Raw genomic sequence first — 24,379 nt, 5'->3', positions numbered from 1 at the left:
CCTCCAAGAGTGACAGCCCTTCAAGGAATTGCCCGACCGATGAACCTGCCTGACCTTTTGTCCGCCGACCTGCCGTTCCTGACCGCGCTGCGCCGTGACCTGCACGCCCATCCCGAGCTTGGCTTCGAAGAGGTCCGCACCGGCGGCATCGTCGCCGATATCCTCGAAGATGCAGGCATAACAGTGCATCGCGGCCTTGGCGGCACCGGCGTGGTCGGCACGCTCACGGTCGGCAAGGGGCCGCGGACCATCGGCCTTCGCGCCGATATGGATGCGCTCGCAATGCCGGAAACAGCCGATCGCCCCCATAAGTCCACGGTTGATGGCCGGATGCACGCCTGCGGCCATGACGGCCACACGGTGCTGTTGCTGGGCGCCGCCCGCTATCTGGCGCAGACGCGGAATTTTTCCGGCACGGTGCATTTCATCTTCCAGCCGGCGGAGGAGGGGCGTGGCGGCGCGCGGCGCATGGTCGAGGACGGCCTGTTCGATCGTTTCCCCTGCGATGCCGTCTATGGCCTGCACAACATGCCGGGCCTTGATCCCGACGAAATCGCCGTGGTCGAGGGGCCGCAGCTGGCCTCGTCCGACAGCTGGCGCGTCACCTTTCGCGGCACTGGCACGCATGGCGCCAAGCCGCATCTCGGCCGCGACCCGATCACTGCCGCCGGCACGTTTCTGGCATCGCTGCAGACGATCGTCGGCCGCGTCGTCGACCCGCTGCAGCCCGCTGTCGTCAGCGCCTGCTCGGTCCAGGCCGGCAACCGCGAGGCGCTCAACGTCATTCCGGATAAGGTCGAGATCGGCGGCACGGCCCGCGCCTATGCACCGGAGGTGCGCGACCAGCTCGAAACCGAAATCGGCCGTCTGGCCAAGGGCACTGCCGCCATGTTCGGCATCCAGGCCGACTATGCCTTCGAGCGCCGGATTCCGCCCGTCATCAATGATCCGGACGCGACTGCAAGGGCGTGCAAGGCTGCCTCGACGGTCTTTGGCGGACGCGTCCGCACGAAGTTCCCGCCGTCGACAGCCGGCGACGACTTTTCCTTTTTCGCGGACAAGGCACCCGGCTGCTATGTCTGGCTCGGCAATGGCCCGGCCATCGACGGCGCGCTGCATCACAATACGGCCTATGACTTCAACGACGCAGCACTCGGCCCCGGCATCGCCTTCTGGACGGCATTGGTCGAGCAGGAGCTGCAGCCGGAATGATCAGGCTTTCGCAAGCATTGTGGCGGATGCCGCCCTATATAGGGGCGGATGGGCAATGGCCCTTTGTAATGCGCCGCTTTCGGCGCGCCGGAATGGAGTTTTGAAGTGAGTGTCGCCTTCACCAAGGAAGAAAGTTCGGAAACGGCTGCGGAAACCATGCTGCCTGACCGTCCCGTCTCACCGCACCCGAACCTTGTCACCGAGGCCGGGTTGAAGGCGCTTCAGCAGCAGCTGGGCGAGGCCAAAACGCTCTATGACGCGTCGAGCACGATCGAGGATGTCAACGAGCGGCGACGACAGGTTGCCGGCCCGCTGCGGGACGTGCGCTATTTTGCAGCACGGGTTCACACCGCCCAGCTGATGGCCGATCCGGCATCGACCGACATTGTCGCCTTCGGCAGCACGGTGACCTTCAGCCGCGACGACGGCCGCGTCCAGACCTATCGCATCGTCGGCGAGGACGAGGCGGATCCGAAGGCCGGCTCGATTTCCCACATGTCCCCGGTCGCCCGCGCGCTCCTCGGCAAAACCGTCGGCGATGAAGTCGAAACCGGCGGCCACGACATCGAGATCGTTGCAATCGGATAGAGCCTGGCGCGTGTGACAGCGCGCAGCCCTTGCCGCGTTGGGAAATGCGGCGGTCGCGGGTTGAGATGTGCGTCGGCAAAGACTATCTGAGGGGACATTGTAAAAAGCGGCGCCCGCGAACACAAAGGCACATCCCGGCATGACCCCAGATTTTCTCGTGACCCATTCCGGCGGGTTCCATGCCGACGAACTGCTGTCGAGCGTAATCCTCACCCGGCTGTTTCCACAGGCCCGGATCATGCGCAGCCGCGCGCCGGAGTGGATCACCCCTGCTGCAGACCGCATCATCTATGATGTCGGCGGCGCCTATGATGCGGACCGGCAGATCTTCGATCACCACCAGCGCGGTGCGCCGCTGCGCGCCGATGGCCAGCCCTATAGCTCGTTCGGACTGATCTGGAACCATTATGGCCGCGCCTATCTTGCAGCGACCGGTCTGCCGGAGGCGCATATTGACGCCGTGCATGCGTCGTTCGATGCTGGCTTCGTGCTGCCGATCGATCTGATGGACAATGGCGCGCTCAATCCAGCCATTGCCGGCCCGCTCGCCGGCCTGACGCTGCCGGTGCTCCTGGAAACTCTGAAGCCGGTTTTCGATGCCACCGATCCGGAAGCCGAAAACAGCGCCTTTCACATGGCGCTCGCCATCGCGCGCAGTTTCGTCGAGGCGAAGCTCGCCCAGAGTGCTGCCAAACTGCGGGCTGAGGGCCTCGTCCATAAGGCGATCGAGACGGCAGGCGAGGGGCGCATTCTGGAGCTGCCGCTCGGCATGCCCTTCCGGGCCGCTGTCGTCAAGGCCGGCGCCGATCACCTGCTGTTCGTCGTCCATCCCCGTGAAAAAGACTGGTGTCTGACAACGATCCGCCGCGCCGACGAGGGGTTCGAGGTGCGGGCCGACCTGCCGGCCGCATGGGCCGGACTGACCGGCGCAGATCTCGAGACCGCGTCCGGTGTGGACGGCGCAAGCTTCTGCCACAATGGACGCTTTGTCGCAGCAGCAAAAACCCGTGTGGCCGTTCTGGCCATGGCGGAACTTGCCGTCGCGGACGCGCTCGCCGGCGGTGCCGGCAACTCATAGCGGGCGAATAACGCTTCGAAAAACGGATCAGATCGCGGCGAGCACGGGGCTTTCCAGCAGGCGCCCCGTCACAGCATCCGCTAGGCCGCGATCGGTCTGGTGCGGCCCGGCATTGCAGGCCAGTGTCGCCCCGAAACAGGCCTTGAAGATCAGATAGGGCGGATGCCAGTCGACGATCCTGCCGGTGGCGCTGCGCAGCGCGGCAAAATTGCGGGCAACCACGTCAAGCGGTTCCCCGGAAACAAGGCCCGACAGCGGCAGCGGCAGCAACGCATCGATCTTGCCGCTTGAAGCAACGGCCATGCCGCCGCCAGCGGCAATCACGGCATTGGCCGCGACCGCCATGTCTTCGGGCTCGCTGCCGAAGATCGTCAGGTTGTGGCTGTCATGGGAGACCGTGGTCGCGAAAGCGCCCCGCCACGCGCCCCAACCCGTCAAAAAGCCAAGGCGTGGCCGGCTGTCGGCCCGACCATGACGGTGGGCAACGGCAATCATCGTCGTGCCCTCCGGCGGCACCACGAAGCCATCGCGCACATCCGCATCCATCTGCCCCCATCGCGTAAAGCGCGGCTGGTCGATCGTCGCGATGCGAATGCTTTGTGCTGCCGAGGCGATCCGAAAATCATCGGCCGACAGCGGTGCGATCTTCATCGAGCCGAGCAGCGGCGTGGCGTCGATCGTCGGCAGGGCCTGCAGCATCCGCCCATCACGGGCGACGGTTTCGCCATTGGCAATCACCAGACGGGTCCGAAACGCTATCAGGTCCTCGAAGACGACGATATCGGCGCGGCGACCCGCAGCAATCAGGCCGAGATCGCTGCGGCGCAGGCGCTGCGCGGCATTCAGCGTCGCGGCCCGCAGCGCCCATTGCGGCGGCAAGCCATAACGCACCAGCCGGCGGACCACGTCGTCGAGACCGCCACCATGAGCGAGATCGTCGGGAAAGATATCGTCGGTGCACAGCGTCACGGTCTGCGGCAGGTGGCCAAGACCCTTCAGGGCCGCGACGAAATCCGGCAGGAGATGGTCATGCGAGCCGCGCAGCTCGATGGTCAGGCCGGCGCGCAGCTTGGCAATCAGGTCGTCGCCGGAGATGAGTTCGTGATCGGAGGAGACGCCGGCCGCCATGAAGGCGGCAAGCTCGCCATCCTCAAGCCCGCGCGCATGGCCGCAGACGGGTTTTCCGGAGACAAGGCCGGCCTGCAGGATGGCAGCCATGCGCGGGTCGCGGTCGATGACGCCGCGCATGTTCATGACCTCGGCAATGCCGCCGATCTCCGGCCAGGACAGAAGCCCGGCGATCACGCCAGCGTCGAAATCGGCACCTGAAAGCTCCAGTCCGGGCGCCGAGGGCACGCAGGATGGCGCCAGCAGGATCATGCGCAAGGGCAGGCCGCGCGCAGCGTCGGCGGCATAACGAACACCGGCCAGACCATGCACATTGCCGAATTCGTGCGGATCCCAGACCACGGTGGTGACACCGCGCGGCAAGACGGCGCAGGCGTAGTTCGCCGGCGTCACCATCGAGCTTTCGATGTGCATATGGGTGTCGATCAGCCCCGGTGAGACAAAGCCGCCGTCAGCATCAATGATCTTAGCCGCGTCGCGCCGTGTGCCGGCCGCATGCACGCTGGCAATCAGCGGGCCGACCAGCCCGATATCGGCAGCCCGAAGCTCGCCTGTCACCATGTCGACCAGCGTGCCGTTGACGATCAATGTGTCGAAGGGGGCCTTGCCGCCGGCGGCAGAAACTGCGCGGCTGCGCAGGTCGGGATCATCCAGGTCTGGCATGTCTGCGCCGTTCATTTTCGCGCTTCCCATGCCAGCGCCTCGAAGATCACGCGCTTGATCGCTGAAGTATCACCATCGGCCGCGAAGCTGGCGTTGAAAGCACCTTGCGTCGGCCGCGTTTCGACAATGGTGCGGCCGCGCGTCAGCGATCCCGCGCATTCCATGTCGATGCGGGCGGGCTGGAAGCGGACGAGATCGGGTCGGACGAAGGCGACCGCCGCCGAGGGATCGTAGACCGCCATGGCCGGCCGGCCGCGACTGGTGCCGATGGCAATGTAGCCGGCCATCATATCGGCCCGCAGTTCGGCATTGTCTCCGCCCGCTGCCCGGATCGGGGCGGCATCCTCGGGCATCGCCAGGATCGTCCGGCAGAAATCGAGATCGACCATACGCAGCTTCAGGCCGTGGGCGAGAATGATGGCGACGGCTTCCGGATCGGCAAGAGCATTAAATTCCGCAGACGCCGTGTGGTTGCCGCGCGTCAGCCCGCCGCCCATCCAGGTCAGGTCATCGATCCTGTCCGCCAGATCCGGACGGGCAAGCGCAAGCGCCGCGATATTGCTCAGCGGGCCGAGCGCCAGGATTCGACGCGGCGAAGGGCTCGTCTCCAGCCAGCGGCAAAGGGCTGTGAACGCATCGTCCTTGAAATGTTCGTCCGCCTCGGGAAGCGTGCGGCTTGCCGTCGGGATGCCGGTTTCGCCGAGGATCGCCTGCGCCGTTTCGAGCGCCCCCATCACCGGTCGCGCCCGGCCGGCATGGATCGGAAAGGTCCAGCCGAAGGCTTTCGTCGCACCCGCTGCATTGCGGCGGACCTGGTCGATCGGCGTGTTGCCGAAGACAAGTGAAACGCCATCGATTTCAAGCTCCGCATGGCGCACGACCAGAATGGCGGCGATGTCGTCAAAGCCCATGTCGGTATCGATCCAGACACCCATGATGATCACCCGAACCGTCTGAGGGAAGCGGCACCGGCCACCGGCAGGTCGAAGGCGACGGTTTGTCCAAGTCCATGGGCAGGCAGGGCGGCATCGACCTCCGCCTTGATCGTGCCGAGCGGTGTTTCCAGCACATATTCGCGCGTGCCGCCTGCAAAGGAGACACCGCGCACCGTGCCGGACAGCGGACCTGAGCCGAGCGACACGGAGCGTGGCCGCCAGGCAAGCCCGGCCACATCGGGAAGCGCGCCCGACAGCATGACACCTCCGGCCGCCGTCACCAGCCTGCCATGGCGCACGGCAAAGATGTTTTCAAAGCCGACGAAATCGGCAACAAAAGCGGAGACCGGGTGATTGTAGATCGCCTCGGGCGTGCCGATCTGTTCGATGGCGCCGTTCTTCATCACCACGATCCGGTCGGCCAGCGCCAGCGCCTCGACCTGGTCATGGGTGACGAAGATCATCGTCACGCCGCTTTCCTTCTGAACGCGCTGCAGTTCGGTGCGCATTTCCAGCCGCAGCCGGGCATCGAGATTGGAAAGCGGTTCGTCGAGCAAAAGCACTTTCGGTTCCATGACCATCGAGCGGGCCAGCGCCACGCGCTGCTGCTGGCCACCGGACAGCTCCGGCGTCTTGCGGTTGGCAAAAGAGGACAGCCCGACGGATTTCAGGCCGTTTGTGACCCTGGTTTCCAGCTCCGTGCCGCGCATTCCCTTCAGCTTCAGGCCAAAGGCAACGTTTTCGAACACGCTCAGATGCGGAAACAGCGCGTAGGACTGGAACACCAGCCCGACAGCGCGTTTGTTGGCCGGCATGCGGGTAATGTCGGTGCCATCGAGATGGATGCGCCCCCCTACCGGGGTCATCAGGCCGGCGATCGAGCGCATGGTCGTGGTCTTGCCGCAGCCGGACGGGCCAAGCAGCGCCAGAAGCTCGCCCTTGCGGATCTCAAGGTCGAGATCCCGAACGGCAACCGTGTTGCCATAGGCGAGCGAAAGTTTGTCGAGGGCGAGGAAACGATCAGACATAACGGGAGAACCCCAGGAAACGTTCGGCGGCAAAGACGATGCCGATGGACAGGAAGGCGAGAAGCGAGGAGAGGGCGGCGATCGACGGGTCGAAGACGATCTCCATATAGCCGAGCATGTCGATCGGCAGCGTACGCACGCCGGGGCCGGAGAGAAACAGCGACACCGGCACCTGGTTGAAGCTGGTGACGAAGCCGAGGATGAAAGCCGACAGGATGCCGCCGCGGATATTGGGCAGAACCACCCGGAAAAAGGCCCCGAGCCGCGAGGAACCCAGCAGCACGGCGGCTTCCTCGATGTCCGGGCGCAGATTGTTGAGGCTGGCGGACACGACGCGCACGGCATAGGGCAGCACCAGCGCCGTATGGGCGAGAAATAGGGCCAGCGTGATCGGCACCCCGATCGGCACGACGAAATAGCGCAAAAGCGCCAGCCCGACGATGATGCCGGGCACGATGATCGGCGCCGAAACCACGGTGCGCACCGTCTCCGAAAACGGCAGCCTGTATCGCGACATCGCATAGGATGCCGGAATGCCCATGATTAGTGCTGCAAACGTGCCGCCGATGGCCAGAAACATCGACATCACGAAGCTGTCGCGAAAACTCTCGACCGTGAAGACCTTGAGGATCCACTTGAACGAGAGGCCCTGCGGCGGAAAAGCCAGCGTGTCGCCCGCCGAAAACGAGGCGGCGACGATGATCAAAAACGGGCCGATCAGGAAGACCAGCACCAGAAGCAGGGTCAGCGGTGCAAACAGTCTCCGGGTCATGACCGGTTCCTCGCCGTTGCGATGCGTTTCAAGAGGATGTTGGCGGCAAAGCTCATGACAACAAGGATGAAGGCGATGACGCTGGCGGCAACGAAATTGTTGGCGACGGTCACCTGCTGGTACATCAGCGTTTCCAGCATCAGCACCTTCGAGCCGCCGAGAATGGCCGGCGTGATATAGGCGGTCATCGAGCCGGTGAAGACCAGCGTGCCACCGACGACCAGGCCCTCGCGGGTGAGCGGCAGGATGATTTTCCAGAACACCTGCAGCCAGTTGGCACCGAGCACGCGGGCGGCCGGCACCACATCCTTCGGCAGGTTTTCAAGCGCGCTGACCAGCGAGATGATCATCAGCGGCAGGAACAGCTGCAACAGGCCGATGAACACGGCTGTCTCGCTGAACAGGATGCGGATCGGCGCGTCGCTGAGGCCGACCGCCATCAACGCGTGGTTGACGATGCCGGTGCGGCCGAGGATGACGATCCAGGCATAGGTGCGGGCGACCGGCGAAATCATCAGCGGCAGCACGACGAGACCGATCATCCGCCCCTTGGTTCCCGCCGGCAGGCTGACGATGGCATAGGCGGCGGCATAGCCGATGATGGCAGCCACCAGTGTCACCAGTGCGCCCAGTTTCAGCGTGCGCAGGAAGACCGTGCGGTTGAGCGGCTGCGCGAAGAAGTCGGCATAGGCGGAAAACGTCCAGCTGTCGGCGACCCGAAACCCCTCGGAAAGCAGCAGGATGACCGGCACGAGAAAGACCAGCGCCGCAAAGATCGCGGCCGGCAAGGCAAGCGCCAGTGCTTCTGTCCGGTTCTGGAACATAAAACGTCGTCTCCGTGATTCTCAAGGATCAGTCGGGACGCGGCGGTCGCCATTCGGCTCTGCGCCGCGTCCCTTGCCTTGGGAGGCATTCGTGTTACTGGCCGACCCGGGCGTTCCACTCCGACAGCCAGCCATCGCGGTTGTCGAGCGCTATGGCGGAGGGAATAAGCTTCAGGCTCCTGGCTGTGTCCTCGCCATAGGTGATGTCGGCAGCGACCGCATCGGACACCTGCACATCCTTGTTGGCGGGGCTGTCGATCAGCTTTTCGGCGAGTTTGGTCTGGATTTCGGTCGACAGCCAGAAATCCATGAACTGCAGCGCCAGGTCGTGGTTTTTCGAGCCCTTGGTCAGAACCATGACGTTCATGCCGCCGGTCTGGCCTTCCTTCGGCGTCGCCCAGCCGAGCGGCAGGTCGAGCTTGGTGAATGGCGCCCAGGAGAAGCGGCCGATCGGTGCGGCCCAGATTTCCTCCTGCTGCATCAGCTGCACGAGTTGCGAGGACTTGACGTAGAATGTGACGATATCGTCCTTGGCGGCACCGACCGCCTCGATCGCGCCCTTGAGATCCGGCGTATCCTTGCCCAGCGCCTGGCCGAGCATGTAGAGCGCCGGCGGCCCCTGGTTGGTGGTGACGTTCGGGAAGGCGACGTGACCGGCATATTCCGGCTTCAGCAGGTCGGCCCAGCTGTCGATCGTCATCTTGTCGGTGCGGTAGACGATCGAGGTCGCATAGAAGGTATAGCCGACGCTCATGCCGTCGCCGTTCGGATCCTTGGCAATGTCGTAGAGCTTGTCGAAGCTTGTCAGCTTGCTCGTGTCGATCTTTTCAATCAGGCCGCTGCGCGCAGCCGACAGCGCATCGGCCATCGAGACAACCGCCATGTCGATAACAGGGCTTGCCTTGTTGGCCTCGATCTTTGCCAGCCGTTCGACGCTGTTGCCGGTCTCGACGACCAGCGTGCAGCCGCAGAGCGCTTCGAAGGGATCGTAGACGATCGCCTTGAAGTCGTCCTGCGCAAAGGCATAGACGGAAATGGTCAGGGTCTTGTCCTGCGCCTGGGCAAAGCCCGCTGTCAGCATCAGGGCCGTGGTGGAAATCAAGAGCATCTTGGTCATCTGCGTTCTCCTTCAGGCGGTGTTTCTGGTTCCGAATTGGAAACGGTGCCGGCCGAGGCCGCCATCCGGGCAGTGGTCTGGCGGATCACCAGTGTCATCGGCACGCTTGGGCGGTCGGCTGCCACCGCCGTTCCGGCTGCATCGGTTTCGATGACACGCACCAGCGCCTTGATGGCGATGTCGGCGATCGTCGCCATGTCCATGCGCAGCGTCGTCAGGCCCGGCGTAATCACCGACGACCAGACGAGATCGTCAAAGCCGGTGACACTGGCGGCCTCCGGCACGGCGATGCCGGCGCGCTGCAGTTCGGTGAGCGCTCGCAGCGCCTGCAGGTCGGAAACGGCGCAGAAGGCGGTAAAGCCATCCGCCACCCTTTCGGCAAGCCCGAGCAGGCCGCCCTTGCCGAACTGCGCCTCATGTCTTTCGATCCACATCACCTCGGCATGGCCACCCTGCGGAAGCCGGGATTTCATGCCGCCGATGCGATCGTTCTGGACGTTGGAGGCGGCGTTGTTGCCGATCAGCAGGAACCTGCGATGCCCAAGCCCGGCCAGGTGCTCGACGACGGCCTGTCCGCCCTGCCAGTGATCGGCCGAAACCGTATTGCCCGGCGTCGACGGGCTGTCGATGACGGCGACCGGGCAGCCGATGTCGGTGATCCGCGTGCCGCGGCGCGGAACGATGACGATGCCGTCGACGTCGCGCTCGACCAACCTGCTGATCGCGTCCGTCTGCATGGCAACGCTGCCGCGCGAATCGGCGATCAGCACGCCATATCCGGCGCTGCTGGCGGCAAATTCAATGGCCTGGGCGATCTGCGGAAACAGGGGATTGGCTATATCGGGCAGGACCAGTCCAAGCACGCCGGTGCGGCCGGTCCGCAATGCCCGTCCCGTGAGGCTCGGCACATACCCGATCTCCGCCGCCGTCGCGCGGATCTTGTCGACAAGCTCTGCGGAGACGCGACCCTTGCCGGACAGCGCGTTTGACACCGTCGCTGCGGAGACGCCGAGCAGGGCGGCGATCTGGCTGAGGTTCGATCCCGAGCGGACAAAGGCCATGAAATCCGACACCAATGATTAAACGATTAATCATTGGTAGTACGACGCTGCGCCTTTGTCTATCGCCCTTTCGGTCAAAAACGGAAAAGACGGGTCCTGGTATCTGGACATCCGCGCCGGCACGGCAGGCTGGCGAAGGAGGGACTAGGCCGCAGCAGGGGTGCCGCCGAAGGCCTTGTCCTTGATCTCGCGAAACTTCTCGGAGGCGGAAGACAGTTTCGCATCCCACTCCGCATTGGGCACCTGTCCCTCGATCACCTTGAAATAGACGCTCATCAGCGCGGCAATCGCGAAGGGTTCAAGCACGGCGGCCTTGAATGACCAGGCAAAGACGATGGCGAGCACGAAGGCATAGCCGGCCCATTCGCCGGGGAAGACGTAGAGAATGGCCGCAGCCGGGGCGAGCGCCAGCACGAAGACGATGATGGCGAGCAGATAGAGGAAGATCGACAGCCAGACGGCGTTGCGGATCATCGTCTTGCCGTTCTGGGCGTAGAGGACAAGGCCCTGCCGCGAGCTTTCCCAGGGGTTGCGGCTGTCGATGCGGATATTGTAGCCGAGGATGATCTCGTCGACATAGGTCAACGAAATGCGGATCACCGTGTTTGCAAATCGCGCAAGGGTATCCAGTCCCGGGATCGGCAGGAAGGCCGCAATGCCGCCGATCAGCCCGGTCGCCACCGAGATCACGCCCTTGATCAACTGGTCGAGCGCAAACAGCACGTTCGTTTCGCCGAACCGCGCGGCCACGGTCTCGCGCCCATGGGTGATCTGGCTTTTGCCATCAGGCATCGGCTGGCCATCGATCAGCTTGACCATGACGGCGATATGGGCGGCCTTGACCATGTAGAGCAGCCATTCCCGCACCCAGTAGATCGCACCGGCAACGAGGCCGAAGCCGAAAATGCCACCCCAGACGGTGAAGGATTCCGCATCATTGCTCCAGGCGCCGAGCCCGTATCCGATGCCCGCGCCGGTCCCGGTCGACAGGATGAAGGCGATGGTGATGCCGAAATAGATCGCCATGCGCATCAGGATGAAGGGCATTGTGCGCAGGAGTATGCCGATGGTCCTGCAGATTTCGAAATCCCACATGCGCCATTTCCCTCCCCGGAGTGCCATCCGAATGCCGGTTCGACCGTTGTCGTCGTGCCGAAATCCGATGCCGCATGCCGGCATGATAGGAAAGCGCCGGCATTTGTCCACAGGGGACGCGCGAGACGCGGGATCTATTCACCGCCTCCACGCGTGTCCTTGCGAGACAGGCATGGCAATGGTCCGGCCATGGCTGGCGCGGGCTTTGGGGCAGGGCAGGGACAGGACAGGCAGGACAGGGCAGGGACAAGGGGCGTCGATTAAAGCCCTAGGCGTTCAAATACCCGGCGACCGGTCAGGCCGCCATATCCTCGATTTCCCGCGCCTGGAACATCCGGCTCAGATTGAGAAAGCAGATCATCCCGTGATCATGGGTGATGATGCCGTCGGCAATGCTCTTTTCATACGCCGACGTCACCTCCGGAACCGGCTGGATCTGTTCGCCGCGCACCGTCAGAATGTCCGACACGCTGTCGACCAGAAGGCCGATCACCATGGAGTGGACTTCGGCCACCACGATGGCGCTGCGCTCGTTGGCCTGCGTGCGCGGCATGCCGAGTTTGGTGGCGAGATCGATGATCGGGATGACGGAGCCGCGCAGGTTCATCACGCCCAGGACATCATGCGGTGCGTGCGGGATTGGCGTTGCAGGTCCCCATCCGCGAATTTCGCGGATGGTTGTCGTCCGGACGCAGAATTCCTGATCATGCAGGCGGAACGCAATGATCTCGAACGATGTATTCTCAAAACGCGGCTGTGTGTCGGCAAGGCTCATCAGAACTCCTCCCATGTATCCTGCGACGGTGCCGTCGCGGCATTTCCAGAAAAGGCACGGCTGACCTGGCTGGCCATCTTGCGGGCCGGGGATGCGACAGGTCTTGAATCATGTCGTGCTTCGGCGATCCGTGGCGAGGGCGAATGGTTGCCGACCTTGAATTGTCCGATCAACTCGAAGAGCGATTCCGCTTCGCGGGCCAGCCCATGGCTGGCGGCGGTCGATTCCTCGACCATGGCCGCATTCTGCTGCGTGCCCTGGTCCATGGTGTTGACCGCCTTGTTGATCTCCTTCAGGCCGACGGCCTGTTCCTTTGCGCCTTCGACGATGGCGGCGACATTGGTGTTGATCTCCAGCACCTGGCCAACGATTTCTTCCAGCGCGACGCCGCTTTTCACCTGTTCGCTCGAGGTGTTGATCAGCGCCTTGATCTCTTTTGCCGCCTTGGCGGAGCGCTGTGCCAGTTCGCGCACTTCCTGGGCAACGACGGCAAAGCCCTTGCCCGCATCGCCCGCCCGTGCCGCCTCGACACCGGCATTCAGCGCCAGCAGGTTGGTCTGGAAGGCGATTTCGTCGATGACGCTGATGATATTGGAAATCTCGCGCGACGAATTTTCGATCTGCCCCATGGCTGATACGGCAGACTGGACGATCACACCGGACTGTTCGGCGTTCTGCCGCGTCTTGCGGACGAGATTGCCTGCTTCTTCGGCGCGTCGGCTGGAATCGGAGACGGTCGTGGTGATCTGTTCGAGTGCCGCAGCGGTCTCCTCGATCGAGGCGGCCTGCTGCTCGGTGCGCCGGGCCAGTTCATCGGAGGCGGTGCGGATCTCCTTCGATCCTGCGGTAATCGCCTGTGCATTGGTGGCAACGGTGGTCATGGCCGACTGAAGCTTGCCGACCGCCGAATTGAAATCCTGCCGGATCTTTTCCAGCGCGGGAATGAACGGCCGCTCGATGCGGTGTTGCAGATCGCCGTCAGACAGACCCTGAAGCGACGTTGCCAGCTCCTCCACGGCCCGCACCCGTTCGGTGACGTCGGTCGCGAACTTGACGACCTTGATGACGTTTCCGTTCATGTCGAAGATCGGATTGTACGATGCCTGGATGAAGACCCGCTTGCCGCCCTTGCCGATCCGCAGGAATTCGTCGGCAATGAACTCGCCTTGCGAAAGCTTCTGCCAGAAGGACCGATAGTCTTCGGTTCGGACGAATGCCGGATCGCAGAATATCGAATGATGTTTGCCCTGGATCTCCGCAAGCTGGTAGCCAAGCGCGGACAGGAAATTCTCGTTTGCGGTCAGAATTTCGCCCTTTGGCGTAAATTCGATCATCGCCTGTGCCCGCGACAGGGCGCTCAGCTTGCCAGCATCCTCGGCCGCCTTCAGCTTGCTCGCTGTTACGTCCGTCGCAAACTTGACGACCTTGTAGGGTTTCGACCCTCTGAAGATAGGATTGTAGGAGGCCTCGATCCAGATCTCCCTGCCGCCCTTGCCGATGCGCCTGTATTGCCGCTGGTCGAGCTCGCCCTTATTCAGTCTTTCCCAGAAGGCGCGATAATCCGGGCTCGCGGCATCCGCTGGATCGATGAACAGGCTGTGATGCTGCCCCTGGATTTCAGAGAGCTCGTATCCCATGGCGCGACAGAAATTCGCGTTCGCCGTCAGGATCTTGCCCTTCATGTCAAATTCGATGATTGCCTGCGACTTGTTCAGGGCGGCCTGAATAGCGCTGGAATCGGATGTTAGTGAAAAAATGCTCATGAGCCTTCCCATCTGATTGCCGGGATATTAGGCGTCAACGGGTATCCGGACGCTTCGGGTTCGGCACAATGCCAAACAGACAATCCGGCCGCCTGATCGATGGTGAAAATCGGCGCGGATTTTCTCGAAAGCGGACTTCCAATCAGCTGAGCATGTGCTCCGAAGCCTTCGTCATGTCGGCAATGGCATAACCATGCCCATCGGATACCCGAAAAATAGCAGGTTTCAGTTTAGAAAGTGTGAATGTATGAAGGGGTTGACGACGATTGTTCGCCTATCGATGCACGTGGCGTGTATGGCCATGTCGCCGCCATTCACCGTATTTTCGGCAGCGCTCTGATGGGGCGGGCGTGGCATGTGTTGCCGGTCAGTCATGCCAAGGCGGATATGGAAATATCAACAAATTGAAACAGTTAGAGACAGGCGCCTGTAGTCTGCGCGCAGCCTACAGGATATCCGTCGAGGTGATTGCGATGCCGAAGCCCTCCAGCCCGACATAGTGGCGCTCGCGCGAGGCGATGAGCTTGATCGAGGCGATGCCGAGGTCTTTCAGGATCTGGGCGCCGAGACCGATTTCCAGCCATTCGCTTTCGCGCGCCTGCGCTTCGCCATGGCCTTCGCGCTCGTGTTTGGCGGGGCGGGCCGTCGTGGAAACGCCAACGCCGACCGAGCCCTCGCGCAGGTAGACGATCACGCCGCGGCCCTGATCGGAAATGCGTTTCATGATCTGGTCGACCTGGCAGTCCTTGCCGAACACGTCGGCACCGACATTTTCCAGATGCAGCCGCACCGGAATATCGACCCCGTCTCGGATATCGCCGAAGACGACGGCCAGATGCTGCATCGGATCCCAGGGCAGCGAATAGGCATGGCCCTTGGCCTTGCCATAGGGTGTTTCGATGTCGAAGCTGTTTTCCAGCTCGATCAATTTGTCCTTGCGCTGCCGGTAGGCGATGAGATCGGCAACGGAAACCTGCCTCAGGCCGTGCGTCTCGGCAAAACCGGCCACCTGCGGCCCGCGCATCACGGTGCCGTCGTCGTTGACCAGTTCGCAGATCACGCCGATCGGCGGCAGGCTGGCGAGCCGGCAGAGATCGACGGCGGCTTCGGTGTGGCCCGAACGCATCAGCACGCCGCCTTCGCGGGCAATCAGCGGAAAGATATGCCCGGGGCGGGTGAAGTCGGAAGCGCCGACATTCGGATTGGCAAGGTTGCGCACCGTCAGCGTCCGGTCTTCGGCAGAAATCCCCGTTGTGGTTCCATGCTTGAAATCGACGGTGACGGTAAAGGCGGTGGTGTGGGCGGAATCATTGTCCGCGACCATGGCATTGAGGTTGAGGCGTTTTGCCTCTTCCCTCGGCATCGGCGTGCAGACGATCCCGGACGTGTGGCGCACGATGAAGGCCATTTTTTCCGGGGTGCAATGCACGGCTGCGACGATCAGGTCGCCTTCGTTCTCGCGGCCGTCATCATCGGTGACAACGACGATTTCGCCGGCTTCGAAAGCCCTGATGGCATCGGCAACGCGCTTCTGGTCGAACATAAGGCTGTTTCCTCTGTTATTTCAGACGACCGGTCATTTCAGGCGACCTGTCTGGCCGCGGTCGCGCAGATAATGGTCGGCAATGGTGCAGGCCAGCATGGCTTCGCCGATCGGCACGGCGCGGATGCCGACACAGGGATCGTGGCGGCCCTTGGTGCGCACGTCGACCTCCTGTCCGTCGCTGTCGATCGAGCGGCGCTCGGTGAGGATCGAGGAGGTCGGCTTGATGGCAAAGCGCGCCACGACCGGCTGGCCGGTAGCGATGCCGCCCAGAATGCCGCCGGCATTGTTGGACAGAAAGATCGGATCGCCGGACGCGCTGACGCGCATCTCGTCGGCATTTTCCTCGCCGGTGATTTCCGCAGCTTCAAAGCCGTTGCCGATCTCGACGCCTTTGACGGCATTGATCGACATCAGGTTGGAGGCGATGTCCTGGTCGAGCTTGGCATAGATCGGCGCGCCGATGCCGGCCGGCACGCCGTCGGCAACCACTTCGACGACGGCACCGATGGACGAGCCCGCCTTGCGGATGCCGTCGAGATAGTCTTCCCAGATGGGCACCATTTTCGGGTCAGGGCAGAAGAACGGATTGTTGCCGACCTCGTTCCAGTCCCAGTTGTCGCGGTTGACCTTGTGCTTGCCGATCTGCACCAGCGCGCCGCGGACCAGAAGACCGGGCACCACCTTGCGCGCCAGACCGCCGGCAGCGACCCGGGCCGCAGTCTCGCGAGCCGACGATCGCCCGCCGCCGCGATAGTCGCGAATGCCGTATTTGACGTCATAGGTATAGTCGGCATGGCCGGGACGGTAGCGCTTGGAAATCTCCGAATAGTCCTTGGAGCGCTGGTCGGTGTTCTCGATCATCATCGAGATCGGCGTTCCCGTCGAAATCATCGTCTCGCCGTCGTCATCGAGCATGACGCCCGAGAGGATGCGAACCAGATCATCTTCCCGCCGCTGCGTCACGAAACGCGACTGGCCGGGCTTGCGCTTGTCGAGCCAGGACTGAAGCTCGGCGAGCGTGAAGCGAATGCCGGGGGGGCAGCCATCGACGACGCAGCCAAGCGCGATCCCGTGGCTTTCGCCCCAGGTGGTGACGCGGAAGAGGTGACCGAAGGTGTTGTGCGACATGGCGAGCAGGACCGACTGTTGAAACGCTGCGGGCAGATGGCGGCAAGCGGCCATCGCCTTCGGTCGTGACTACTAGAGCGTTTCGTCTCCGAACGGAAGCCATTCTGTTGGCGCAAACGGCCGTTTGAAGACGAACCGCTCCCGAGTGCGCGCGGTAAAAGTAAAATCGGTTTCGTTGCCACACCGCGTTAAACGGTCTGTGTCAGAGGCAGCCTGCTGCTCAGGATGCCAGTTGCAGGAGCTGGTTGCGGGCGAAATGTGCGAAGTCGTCGGCGCTCAGCGGCTTGGCAAATGCGTAGCCCTGCAAGAGGTCGCAGCCGAACAGGCCGAGCATCTCGGCATGTTCCATGGTCTCGACGCCTTCGGCCACCGTCTCGATGCCGAGCGAACGGCCGATCTCGATGATCGAGCGGATCAGGGCCTGTTCGCTGCGGGCGCGCAGAATCGGTGCCACGAGCTGCCGGTCGATCTTCAGGCGTTTCGGCTTGATCTTCAAAAGGCTGACGATGGAGGTGTGGCCCGTGCCGAAATCGTCGATTTCGATGTCGATACCGAGTTTCTTGATGCCTTCGATATTGGCAAGGACGATATCGTCGCTTTCGTCGAGGAAGATCGATTCCACCAGTTCGAAGGAAATCTGTCCGGGACGCAGGCTCAGTCCCTTCAGCGAATTGACCAGCGTTTCGTCACGCAGGCGCTTGGCCGAGACATTGACCGAGATCTTCGGCACGATGATGCCTTCGGCGGCCCAGCGCATGCCGTCGATCAGCGCCCGGTCGAGCACGATGCGGTCGAGCGTCGCCATGGCGTTCATTTCCTCGGCGATCTTCAGGAACTTGTCAGGCGTCAAAAGCCCCTCGCGGGGGTGGTTCCAGCGGATCAGCGCCTCGACGCCGGCGAGCTTCAGGGTGCCGGCTTCCAGCTGCGGCTGGTACCAGGCGACAAACTCGTTTTTTTCGATACCCTCGAGGATCTCGTCGGCGATCCGCTTGGTCTTGATGATCTCCGCCTGCAGAACCTCGGTGAAGAATTCGTGGCGGTTGCGGCCATTCTCTTTCGCGCGGTACAGCGCGATGTCGGCATTGACCAGGAGCTTGTGCTCGTCGACGGCCTTTTCGCGGGCAACGGCGATGCCGATGCTGACGCCGAACCGGCAGGGAAAACCGTTGTAATCGACGGGCTGGCGCATCTGGCTGATGATCCGCTCGCACAGTTGCGACAGGAAGACATTGCCCGGTGGATTGCTGACGACAATGACGAATTCATCGCCGCCGATGCGCGCGACTATGTCGTTGTCGCGGATGTTGGAGCGCAGGATTTCCGATGCGTGGACCAGCATCGCGTCGCCGGCAGCGTGGCCAAGAGTGTCATTGATCTGCTTGAAGCGGTCGAGATCGATGTGCAGGATGGCGATGTCGACGAGGCCGGCGTCGCCGGACAGCCCCTTCAGCTCCTTGTCGAGCATGCGCCGGTTGCCCAGGCCCGTCAGCGGATCATGCAGGGCGTTGTGCTCGATGCGATCCTTCGCCTGCGCCAGTTCGTCATTCTTGAGGTCGGCCAGGGCCTTGGCGGCGCGCAGCTCCTCGGTCATCAGCACGTCATCGGTGACATCCCAGCTGATACCCGTGATCTTGGCCTTGCCGTCCGGCCCTTCATGGGTGGAACCGACATTGCGGATGTGCCGGAAGGTCCCGTCAGGCAGGGCGACGCGGTATTGCGAACGGTATTCAAGGCCCTCATCCAGCGTCTTGAACAGGGAAAGCGAGGCCGACCTGATGTCATCGGGATGGACGGTCCTGCGCCATGTTTCATAGGTCGGCTGGCTCGCCTGCGCCGACATGCCGTGCAGATGGGACATGCGTTCGTCCCAGGTGCGGGACTGTGTTTCAAGGTCGATTTCCCAGATGCCGATCTTGGAGGATTCGAGCGCAAGGTTGAGCCGGTGCGACACGGTCAGCAATTCGTTTTCGCGGGCCCGGATCTTGGCACGGTTGCGCTGGCGTTCACTGACGAGGCCGCCGGTGAGGAAGATCGGGATGATCACCACGGCGGCGGCAACCAGAATGGTGATGCGCAGGCCGTTGCTGTTGCCCGGCTCCTGTGCCCAGCCCTTGGCCGGGATCGCCGCCAGTTCCCAGACGCCGCCGGGAAGGGCCAGTCTGCGGATCACCGGCTCTTCCTTGAAGATTTCAAAGTCCCCGAAGAAAGGATCCTGAATGCTGTTGGCGACAGAAATATCCCGGATCGCCAGGTGCAGATCGATGTGGCGATGGTCTGACGACACGCCACCTTCATTCTCGGTCTTCTCTATCAGGCTGGCATTCGCATAGAGTTTCTTCTCGTCGACGATCGCTTCGATAAAGCCCCAGAAGCCGGTATGGCCGCCGACCTTGGAGAACACCGGAAAAAACAGGTTAAAGCCGGTCTTGCCGCTGGGAAGCCGGACGGGACCGGCGATAATTGGCTTGGCCTTCGATTGTGCCCGGTCCGTCGCCAGCCGCGACGAGCCGAACCGCTTGAAATCGGTGCCGATCAGGCGTTCGTTGCCCTGCCGCGGGTAGGTCATTTTCACGACAGCATCGGGTGCCGCGCTGACACGCACCATCTGCGGATTCTGCAGCAGCATCTTGGCTGCCAGGCGGTCGAAATTTTCGACACTCATGTCGGGGGCAACGGACACGCTGTTTGCAAGACCGCGCAGTGCGGCGATGGTGGTGTTGATCTCGCCCTGCAGGCGGGTTGAAATCAGATTGAGTTCGTTCTGGACGCTGATCTCAAGATCGCTGCCGAAATTCTCGCGGTTCTGCTGCTCGAAGAAATAACCACCGGTAAACACGACTGCCGCTGCGATGAAGGCTGGCACGAGAGACGGTTTTGCCAGACGGGCAATGGTGCTGGCGTGGCGACGGATTGTGACGATCATACTCAATGTTCATGCACCCCAAAGCCCCCGCGGCCACAGTAGGACCGGAGTCTTAATATTGGCTTTAGAGCCTGTTCCTGTTATGAAATTCGTCATTTCCGCAGGGGCGGTTGTTAGGCCTTGAGACGGCGCAGCCACAGGCTGTGTTTTCTCAAGATCCGGAAATCACGCAGGCACGGGCAATTTTTGCCACAATCGGGGATCAAATGATCGGAACAACAAAATTGATCGAGTCGTTGAAGAGGGCAGGACAGATGCGTTTCGTCGTTGTGGCACTTTTGGCCGCTGCCGGGTTGTTCTCACCGCTGAGTGCGTTTGCCGAGAGCGCCGATGTCGAGGCCGTTATCACAGGCGTCGATACCGAGAGCCTGAGCCTCTCCCTGGATGATGGCAAGAACTATCAGGCACCGGAAGAATTCAACTTCGATGGCCTCAAGGAAGGCGTCAAGGTCCTGGTCTTCTATACGGAAGTCGACGGCAAGCGCGTCATCAACGATCTCGAGATCGTGCAGTAATCCACCCCTGCAGACTGGCAGCGGCCCACACAGGCCCTGCCGACCCTATAGCCAGTCGATCATGCCATTTTCCAGCTTGAGGATCCGGTCCTGCGGAATGGGGCCGACCGACGCCTCATCCTGCGTCATCACACCGCAAATCCTGAACAGCACCCGGATGACCCCGCCATGGGCAACGCAGACCGTCGGTGTCGTCACATCTTTCAGCCATGCCGAGACGCGCCAGGACAGGATCTCGTAGCTTTCCGCGGTTTCGCCCGGCGGGATAAAATCCCATTTAGAGACCTCGCGCTCCGCCACACGCTCCGGCACCTGCTGTTCCAGCTCGGCCATGGTGTGGCCTTCCCAGTCGCCGAAAGAGACTTCCATCAGGCGTTCGTCGGTTCGGTAGGCGGAGGGTTCGAGCGCCATGGCGAGACGCATGCGCTCCATGGTTTCGCGTGTCCGGTGAAGCGGGCTCGAGACGAAATCGAAGTGCCTGGCCTTTGCGCCGAGACGGGCGGCCAGCGCCTGGCCGTTTCCGGTCGCCTGCTGGCGGCCGGTGTCGTTGAGCGGAATGTCCTTTTGCCCCTGCAGGCGGAGTTCGGCATTCCAGTCGGTCTGGCCGTGGCGGATCACATAGATGAGCACGGGAAACCCCTGTAAGTCCGTCAGTCCTTGACGACGGAAATATCCGGCGCGTCGACGGCCTTCATGCCGATGACATGATAGCCGCTGTCGGCGTGGTGGATTTCGCCGGTTACCGAGCGCGACAGGTCGGACAGCATGTACATGCCGACATCGCCGACCTCTTCGATCGTCACGGTGCGGCGCAGCGGTGCGTTGTACTCGTTCCACTTCAGAATATAGCGGAAGTCGCCGATGCCGGAGGCGGCCAGCGTCTTGATCGGGCCGGCCGAGATCGCATTGACGCGGATGTTCTTCGGGCCGAGATCGACCGCCAGATATTTCACGCTCGCCTCGAGTGCTGCCTTTGCAACGCCCATGACATTGTAGTTCGGCATGACCTTTTCGGCGCCGTAATAGGTCAGCGTCAGCATTGAACCGCCATCCGTCATCAGCTTTTCGGCACGCCGTGCAACCGATGTGAAGGAATAGACGGAAATCTGCATGGTCTTGGCGAAATTGTCGGCGGATGTGTCGACATAGCGGCCGGTCAGTTCGTCCTTGTCGGAAAAGCCGATGGCGTGAACGATGAAATCGATCTTGCCCCAGGTTTTTTCCAGTCCGTCGAACACGGCATCGATGGTTGCTTCATCGCTGACGTCGCAATGGCCGGCAAGAAGGCCGCCGACTTCCGCGACGAGAGGCTCGACACGCTTTTTCAGCGCCTCGCCCTGATAGGTGAAGGCGATCTCGCCGCCTTGCGCATGGATCGCCTTGGCGATGCCCCAGGCGATGGAACGGTTGTTTGCGACGCCCATGATGAGGCCGCGCTTACCCTTCATCAATCCGGATGTTTGCGACATGGTATGCCCCCGCTATTGCCTGTGCTTTTCGTCAGCCAGGGCCGATCGGAAAGTCCGCATGTGTTGAACCTGCTGCGAGCGCCATTGTGACTGTCAAATCACGGCGGCCCGTCTTTTGGAGCATTGCCTATGGCATAGCCACCCCGGTGGTTCAAGCACGGCGCGGATCAGGAACTGTTAGTCCCCGTAATAATGGGTCAGACCGTCAAGAATCCGTTACAGGAACAGGCCCTGCTGGCGGCTGCGCATCAGGTCGGTGATCTTCTCGTCCGGGTTCTCCCAGAGCATCAGCCGAAGTTCGACGAGAAGGTCGGCGCGCTTGCCGTCGGCATCGGCAAGGCCGTGCCCGGCAAGCCGGATGACCCTGTCGGACCCGGACCAGGCCGGCACGGTAACATCGACGGGACCGGTCAGGGTCATGACCTTTGTTTCCCAACCGAGCACGGCATTCTGGATGTCGATCGGCAGCGTCGTGCGCAGGTCGAGGCCCTCGGTGCGCATAGCCCCGTCCTGGCGGACCCGCACGGTCACGACGATATCGCCGCGCAGCATGCCGTTGAGGCGGTAGCCCAGTTCTTTCATGCGCAGGAGGCTGCCATCGGTGGTGCCGCCGGGCAGGGCGACCTTCAGTGTCTGGCCATCCGGCAATGTCGCCGTCGCCTTGGTGCGGTTGAAAAGGTCCTCGACCGAAACGGTCACTTCGCAGGCGATGTCCGGGACCTTTTCGACGGCCTTGCTGGCCGCGCCGCGGATGCGTCGCACGATCGCCGAGACGAGTTCGGCTGCCGGCGCCGCAGACCGTGGGAAAATGGCGAAGGGCGCCGGTTTCTCGACGATGTCGACTTTTGTCTCCAGCTTGGTCTCGGGCCTGGCGTCTGCGGCGATGTCGGGCTTAGCCTCGGCTTTCGGCTCCGGCTTGGCGTCCGGCTTCGTCGGTGTCTTCGGGCGCACTGGCGCGCTGGCAGTTGCCGCCGGTTCTGGCTTTCGGGCGCGCGGTTCGCTTCCGAAAATACGAGAAACCATTTCCTCCGCCGTTTCCGGATCGACGTCGCCGATCGGCTGCTCGGGTTCGCGCGGCTTGCGGTGCAATTCCTCCATGCGGCGCAGCTCGGCCTCGCGGCGCGCGTCGTCATAGCGGCTTCTGAGCTTGGGGTTTTTCAGCACTTCATAGGCGCGACCGGCCTCGGCGAAACGCGCCGTTGCCATCGGGTCGTCGCGGTTCTGGTCGGGATGCACGGCCTTGGCCATGGCGCGCCAGGCGGCCTTGATCTCGTCCGGGCCGGCATTCCGCCGGACGCCAAGAATAGAATAGGGGTCGCGCATCGTTGTCATCGGCTCTGAGCTCCCGAAAGCCGCATCCAGCGACCCTTCCAGCCTGTTGAAAAGAGGACGCAAGGCCTGATCGGCGTTCCGTTTCTCGAGAGGCGATGATGCAAAGGAGTTGCTAAATATCAGTTAGCCGCAAGCGCTTAGGCGGGCTGGAACAGGCTTTGAACGGCAATCTGGGGGATGTTTGCGAAACTGTGGTTAACGTCAGGTTTCAGCTGCGTTTGCCAAAGCGCGTCAGATACCATTCGCCATTGCCGAGCAGGCAGGTGTTGCCATCGAACTTGGCTATGCCCTGGTAGGAGTGGCGTGTCGTGGTGAACCGCCGGCAGACCTGGCCGTTCGAGCGGTCTTCCTCGATGCTGCTGATGACGCCTGCGCTACCCGAATTCGAGTTGGCCCAGGGGATCGGATTGCCGCCGGTTGTTTCAACGTCGGCCGATGACACCGCATTGCGCACCGTGACTTCGTCGGACAGGCTGTCGCGATTGACGGACTGGGGCACCGAGCCTGTCGAAAGCGAGGTATCGACACTGGCCGTGTCGGCGAGATCAAGCCCGGCGCTCATGCAGCCCGAGAGACAGAGCGTGATCAGGCACAGCGTAGCGAGGCTTGCCCTGCGACGGGATAGCCCCTTTGTGTGATCACTACACTTTGCTATGTCTTGCACGGCATACCTGTAAGACTCGGAGAAAAGGTCGCAAGGGCCCGGTCAAGGCGCGATCTGCGGGGCCTCACTGTTCACACTGGGCGAACAATCCGGAGATCCGGATTGCAGGCCGCACAACACGTCACGGCATTGGAAGACAATATGAGCGAGACTGGGTTAACAACTGGTGACTTCACAGAGCAAAGCGAACCATTTTCGCTTTTTGGCACATGGATGGACGAGGCCAAGGCCAGCGAGATCAACGATCCCAACGGCGTGGCACTGGCAACGGTGGATGCCGATGGCCTGCCGAATGTCCGCATGGTGCTGCTCAAGGACTTTGATGAACGCGGCTTTGTCTTCTACACGAATTTCGAAAGCCAGAAGGGGCAGGAGCTCCTCGGCAGCATGAAGGCGGCCCTCTGTTTCCACTGGAAATCGCTGCGGCGGCAGGTGCGCCTGCGCGGCCCAGTGGAGATCGTCAGCAACGAGGAAGCCGACGAGTACTACAAGACCCGCCCGCGCGGCAGCCGCATCGGCGCCTGGGCTTCGAAACAGTCACGCCCGCTGGAGAGCCGTTTTGCACTGGAAAAAGCGGTTGCGGAATTCGGCCTGCGCTATGCCGTCGGCGAGATTCCGCGCCCCGATCACTGGTCGGGTTTCCGCATAAGGCCGACGTCGATCGAGTTCTGGAAGGATGGCGCGTTCCGGCTGCACGACCGCATCGAATTCCGGCGCAGGGACGGCGATGTCAACTGGGAAAAACTGCGCATGTATCCGTAGC

Annotated in this window: 23 protein-coding genes; 6 read left to right on the top strand and 17 right to left on the bottom strand. The window is 62.4% G+C overall.

From position 1 onward, the window contains the following. Positions 1-39 precede the first annotated feature (39 nt). The 3 genes from AX760_RS07870 (at position 40) to AX760_RS07860 (ending at position 2,878) form a co-directional block, all read left to right on the top strand. A complete protein-coding gene (locus AX760_RS07870; RefSeq protein WP_071832427.1) occupies positions 40-1,212 on the top strand; it encodes a M20 aminoacylase family protein in 1,173 nt (390 codons plus the stop codon). Between the two features lie 105 nt (positions 1,213-1,317). Continuing rightward, the gene (gene greA / locus AX760_RS07865) at positions 1,318-1,800 is read left to right on the top strand and encodes a transcription elongation factor GreA (RefSeq protein WP_071832426.1); all 483 of its coding nucleotides are present in this window, start codon (positions 1,318-1,320) and stop codon (positions 1,798-1,800) included. A 139-nt stretch (positions 1,801-1,939) separates the two neighbouring features. Continuing rightward, positions 1,940-2,878, top strand: coding sequence for an MYG1 family protein (locus tag AX760_RS07860; RefSeq protein ID WP_071832425.1), 939 nt, complete (start codon positions 1,940-1,942; stop codon positions 2,876-2,878). A gap of 27 nt (positions 2,879-2,905) precedes the next feature. Here AX760_RS07860 and AX760_RS07855 read toward each other — a convergent pair whose 3' ends face one another. The 10 genes from AX760_RS07855 to AX760_RS07810 form a co-directional block, all read right to left on the bottom strand. Beyond that, complete coding sequence (locus AX760_RS07855; protein ID WP_071832424.1) at positions 2,906-4,684, bottom strand: adenine deaminase; 1,779 nt, start codon at positions 4,682-4,684, stop codon at positions 2,906-2,908. Then, on the bottom strand, positions 4,681-5,604 hold the full coding sequence (locus AX760_RS07850) for a nucleoside hydrolase (protein WP_071832466.1): 924 nt from the start codon (positions 5,602-5,604) through the stop codon (positions 4,681-4,683). Before AX760_RS07850 ends, AX760_RS07855 begins: the two co-directional genes overlap by 4 nt. A gap of 5 nt (positions 5,605-5,609) precedes the next feature. After that, positions 5,610-6,632 carry an ABC transporter ATP-binding protein gene (locus tag AX760_RS07845; protein ID WP_071832423.1) on the bottom strand — a complete coding sequence of 341 codons (1,023 nt, stop codon included), beginning with the start codon at positions 6,630-6,632 and terminating at the stop codon, positions 5,610-5,612. Continuing rightward, entirely contained in the window at positions 6,625-7,404 is a 780-nt protein-coding gene (locus tag AX760_RS07840) for an ABC transporter permease (RefSeq protein ID WP_071832422.1), read from the bottom strand. Before AX760_RS07840 ends, AX760_RS07845 begins: the two co-directional genes overlap by 8 nt. Next, complete coding sequence (locus tag AX760_RS07835) at positions 7,401-8,228, bottom strand: ABC transporter permease (RefSeq protein ID WP_071832421.1); 828 nt, start codon at positions 8,226-8,228, stop codon at positions 7,401-7,403. Before AX760_RS07835 ends, AX760_RS07840 begins: the two co-directional genes overlap by 4 nt. Positions 8,229-8,322: 94 nt before the next feature. Further along, a complete protein-coding gene (locus tag AX760_RS07830) occupies positions 8,323-9,345 on the bottom strand; it encodes an ABC transporter substrate-binding protein (RefSeq protein WP_071832420.1) in 1,023 nt (340 codons plus the stop codon). Continuing rightward, positions 9,342-10,406, bottom strand: a complete 1,065-nt coding sequence (locus AX760_RS07825; RefSeq protein ID WP_071832465.1) for a LacI family DNA-binding transcriptional regulator — start codon at positions 10,404-10,406, stop codon at positions 9,342-9,344. Before AX760_RS07825 ends, AX760_RS07830 begins: the two co-directional genes overlap by 4 nt. Positions 10,407-10,550: 144 nt before the next feature. Then, positions 10,551-11,501, bottom strand: a complete 951-nt coding sequence (locus AX760_RS07820; RefSeq protein ID WP_071832419.1) for a hypothetical protein — start codon at positions 11,499-11,501, stop codon at positions 10,551-10,553. Positions 11,502-11,796: 295 nt separating this feature from the next. Next, entirely contained in the window at positions 11,797-12,276 is a 480-nt protein-coding gene (locus tag AX760_RS07815; protein ID WP_071832418.1) for a chemotaxis protein CheW, read from the bottom strand. Continuing rightward, complete coding sequence (locus tag AX760_RS07810) at positions 12,276-14,039, bottom strand: methyl-accepting chemotaxis protein (RefSeq protein ID WP_071832417.1); 1,764 nt, start codon at positions 14,037-14,039, stop codon at positions 12,276-12,278. Before AX760_RS07810 ends, AX760_RS07815 begins: the two co-directional genes overlap by 1 nt. A 243-nt stretch (positions 14,040-14,282) precedes the next feature. On the opposite strand from AX760_RS07810, the gene AX760_RS27125 reads away from it, so the two are divergent. Continuing rightward, a complete protein-coding gene (locus tag AX760_RS27125) occupies positions 14,283-14,447 on the top strand; it encodes a hypothetical protein (RefSeq protein ID WP_175552034.1) in 165 nt (54 codons plus the stop codon). A gap of 37 nt (positions 14,448-14,484) precedes the next feature. On the opposite strand, the gene ribB is transcribed toward AX760_RS27125, so the two are convergent. The 3 genes from ribB to AX760_RS07795 form a co-directional block, all read right to left on the bottom strand. Continuing rightward, positions 14,485-15,582: a 3,4-dihydroxy-2-butanone-4-phosphate synthase gene (gene ribB / locus AX760_RS07805; protein ID WP_071832416.1), complete on the bottom strand. Its 1,098-nt coding sequence runs from the start codon at positions 15,580-15,582 to the stop codon at positions 14,485-14,487. 33 nt (positions 15,583-15,615) lie between these two features. Then, a complete protein-coding gene (aroC, locus tag AX760_RS07800; protein ID WP_071832464.1) occupies positions 15,616-16,713 on the bottom strand; it encodes a chorismate synthase in 1,098 nt (365 codons plus the stop codon). Positions 16,714-16,933: 220 nt separating this feature from the next. After that, positions 16,934-19,636, bottom strand: coding sequence for a bifunctional diguanylate cyclase/phosphodiesterase (locus AX760_RS07795; protein WP_071832415.1), 2,703 nt, complete (start codon positions 19,634-19,636; stop codon positions 16,934-16,936). Between the two features lie 254 nt (positions 19,637-19,890). On the opposite strand from AX760_RS07795, the gene AX760_RS07790 reads away from it, so the two are divergent. Then, a complete protein-coding gene (locus AX760_RS07790; RefSeq protein ID WP_071832463.1) occupies positions 19,891-20,151 on the top strand; it encodes a DUF1344 domain-containing protein in 261 nt (86 codons plus the stop codon). A 45-nt stretch (positions 20,152-20,196) separates the two neighbouring features. Here AX760_RS07790 and AX760_RS07785 read toward each other — a convergent pair whose 3' ends face one another. From AX760_RS07785 to AX760_RS07770, 4 genes are all read right to left on the bottom strand, one after another. Continuing rightward, positions 20,197-20,781: a histidine phosphatase family protein gene (locus AX760_RS07785; RefSeq protein WP_071832414.1), complete on the bottom strand. Its 585-nt coding sequence runs from the start codon at positions 20,779-20,781 to the stop codon at positions 20,197-20,199. 20 nt (positions 20,782-20,801) lie between these two features. Further along, a complete protein-coding gene (gene fabI, locus AX760_RS07780; RefSeq protein ID WP_071832413.1) occupies positions 20,802-21,620 on the bottom strand; it encodes an enoyl-ACP reductase FabI in 819 nt (272 codons plus the stop codon). A 216-nt stretch (positions 21,621-21,836) separates the two neighbouring features. Then, complete coding sequence (locus AX760_RS07775; RefSeq protein WP_071832462.1) at positions 21,837-22,943, bottom strand: DnaJ C-terminal domain-containing protein; 1,107 nt, start codon at positions 22,941-22,943, stop codon at positions 21,837-21,839. 217 nt (positions 22,944-23,160) lie between these two features. After that, entirely contained in the window at positions 23,161-23,616 is a 456-nt protein-coding gene (locus AX760_RS07770; protein WP_071832412.1) for an RT0821/Lpp0805 family surface protein, read from the bottom strand. Positions 23,617-23,745: 129 nt separating this feature from the next. Here AX760_RS07770 and pdxH point away from each other — a divergent pair, with 129 nt between their 5' ends. Beyond that, on the top strand, positions 23,746-24,378 hold the full coding sequence (gene pdxH / locus AX760_RS07765) for a pyridoxamine 5'-phosphate oxidase (RefSeq protein WP_280950764.1): 633 nt from the start codon (positions 23,746-23,748) through the stop codon (positions 24,376-24,378). Position 24,379: the final 1 nt, after the last annotated feature.

The sequence above is a fragment of the Pararhizobium antarcticum genome, from assembly GCF_001885585.1.
GTDB lineage: Bacteria > Pseudomonadota > Alphaproteobacteria > Rhizobiales > Rhizobiaceae > Pararhizobium > Pararhizobium antarcticum.
The sequence above is the reverse complement of the archived record's forward strand: the minus strand, read 5'-3'. Positions and strand labels throughout refer to the sequence as shown.

Excerpts from the sequence above, each read along its gene's own strand:
- AX760_RS07825 (WP_071832465.1), bottom strand. The coding sequence starts at position 10,406 with ATGGCCTTTGTCCGCTCGGGATCGAACCTCAGCCAGATCGCCGCCCTG.
- AX760_RS07790 (WP_071832463.1), top strand. The coding sequence starts at position 19,891 with ATGCGTTTCGTCGTTGTGGCACTTTTGGCCGCTGCCGGGTTGTTCTCA.
- AX760_RS07845 (WP_071832423.1), bottom strand. The coding sequence starts at position 6,632 with ATGTCTGATCGTTTCCTCGCCCTCGACAAACTTTCGCTCGCCTATGGC.
- aroC (WP_071832464.1), bottom strand. The coding sequence starts at position 16,713 with ATGTCGCACAACACCTTCGGTCACCTCTTCCGCGTCACCACCTGGGGC.
- fabI (WP_071832413.1), bottom strand. The coding sequence starts at position 21,620 with ATGTCGCAAACATCCGGATTGATGAAGGGTAAGCGCGGCCTCATCATG.
- AX760_RS07855 (WP_071832424.1), bottom strand. The coding sequence starts at position 4,684 with ATGAACGGCGCAGACATGCCAGACCTGGATGATCCCGACCTGCGCAGC.
- AX760_RS07835 (WP_071832421.1), bottom strand. The coding sequence starts at position 8,228 with ATGTTCCAGAACCGGACAGAAGCACTGGCGCTTGCCTTGCCGGCCGCG.
- AX760_RS07870 (WP_071832427.1), top strand. The coding sequence starts at position 40 with ATGAACCTGCCTGACCTTTTGTCCGCCGACCTGCCGTTCCTGACCGCG.
- AX760_RS07775 (WP_071832462.1), bottom strand. The coding sequence starts at position 22,943 with ATGCGCGACCCCTATTCTATTCTTGGCGTCCGGCGGAATGCCGGCCCG.
- AX760_RS07795 (WP_071832415.1), bottom strand. The coding sequence starts at position 19,636 with ATGATCGTCACAATCCGTCGCCACGCCAGCACCATTGCCCGTCTGGCA.
- AX760_RS07860 (WP_071832425.1), top strand. The coding sequence starts at position 1,940 with ATGACCCCAGATTTTCTCGTGACCCATTCCGGCGGGTTCCATGCCGAC.
- AX760_RS07830 (WP_071832420.1), bottom strand. The coding sequence starts at position 9,345 with ATGACCAAGATGCTCTTGATTTCCACCACGGCCCTGATGCTGACAGCG.
- AX760_RS07820 (WP_071832419.1), bottom strand. The coding sequence starts at position 11,501 with ATGTGGGATTTCGAAATCTGCAGGACCATCGGCATACTCCTGCGCACA.
- ribB (WP_071832416.1), bottom strand. The coding sequence starts at position 15,582 with ATGTTCGACCAGAAGCGCGTTGCCGATGCCATCAGGGCTTTCGAAGCC.
- AX760_RS07815 (WP_071832418.1), bottom strand. The coding sequence starts at position 12,276 with ATGAGCCTTGCCGACACACAGCCGCGTTTTGAGAATACATCGTTCGAG.
- AX760_RS07810 (WP_071832417.1), bottom strand. The coding sequence starts at position 14,039 with ATGAGCATTTTTTCACTAACATCCGATTCCAGCGCTATTCAGGCCGCC.
- AX760_RS07850 (WP_071832466.1), bottom strand. The coding sequence starts at position 5,604 with ATGGGTGTCTGGATCGATACCGACATGGGCTTTGACGACATCGCCGCC.
- AX760_RS27125 (WP_175552034.1), top strand. The coding sequence starts at position 14,283 with ATGTATGAAGGGGTTGACGACGATTGTTCGCCTATCGATGCACGTGGC.
- AX760_RS07840 (WP_071832422.1), bottom strand. The coding sequence starts at position 7,404 with ATGACCCGGAGACTGTTTGCACCGCTGACCCTGCTTCTGGTGCTGGTC.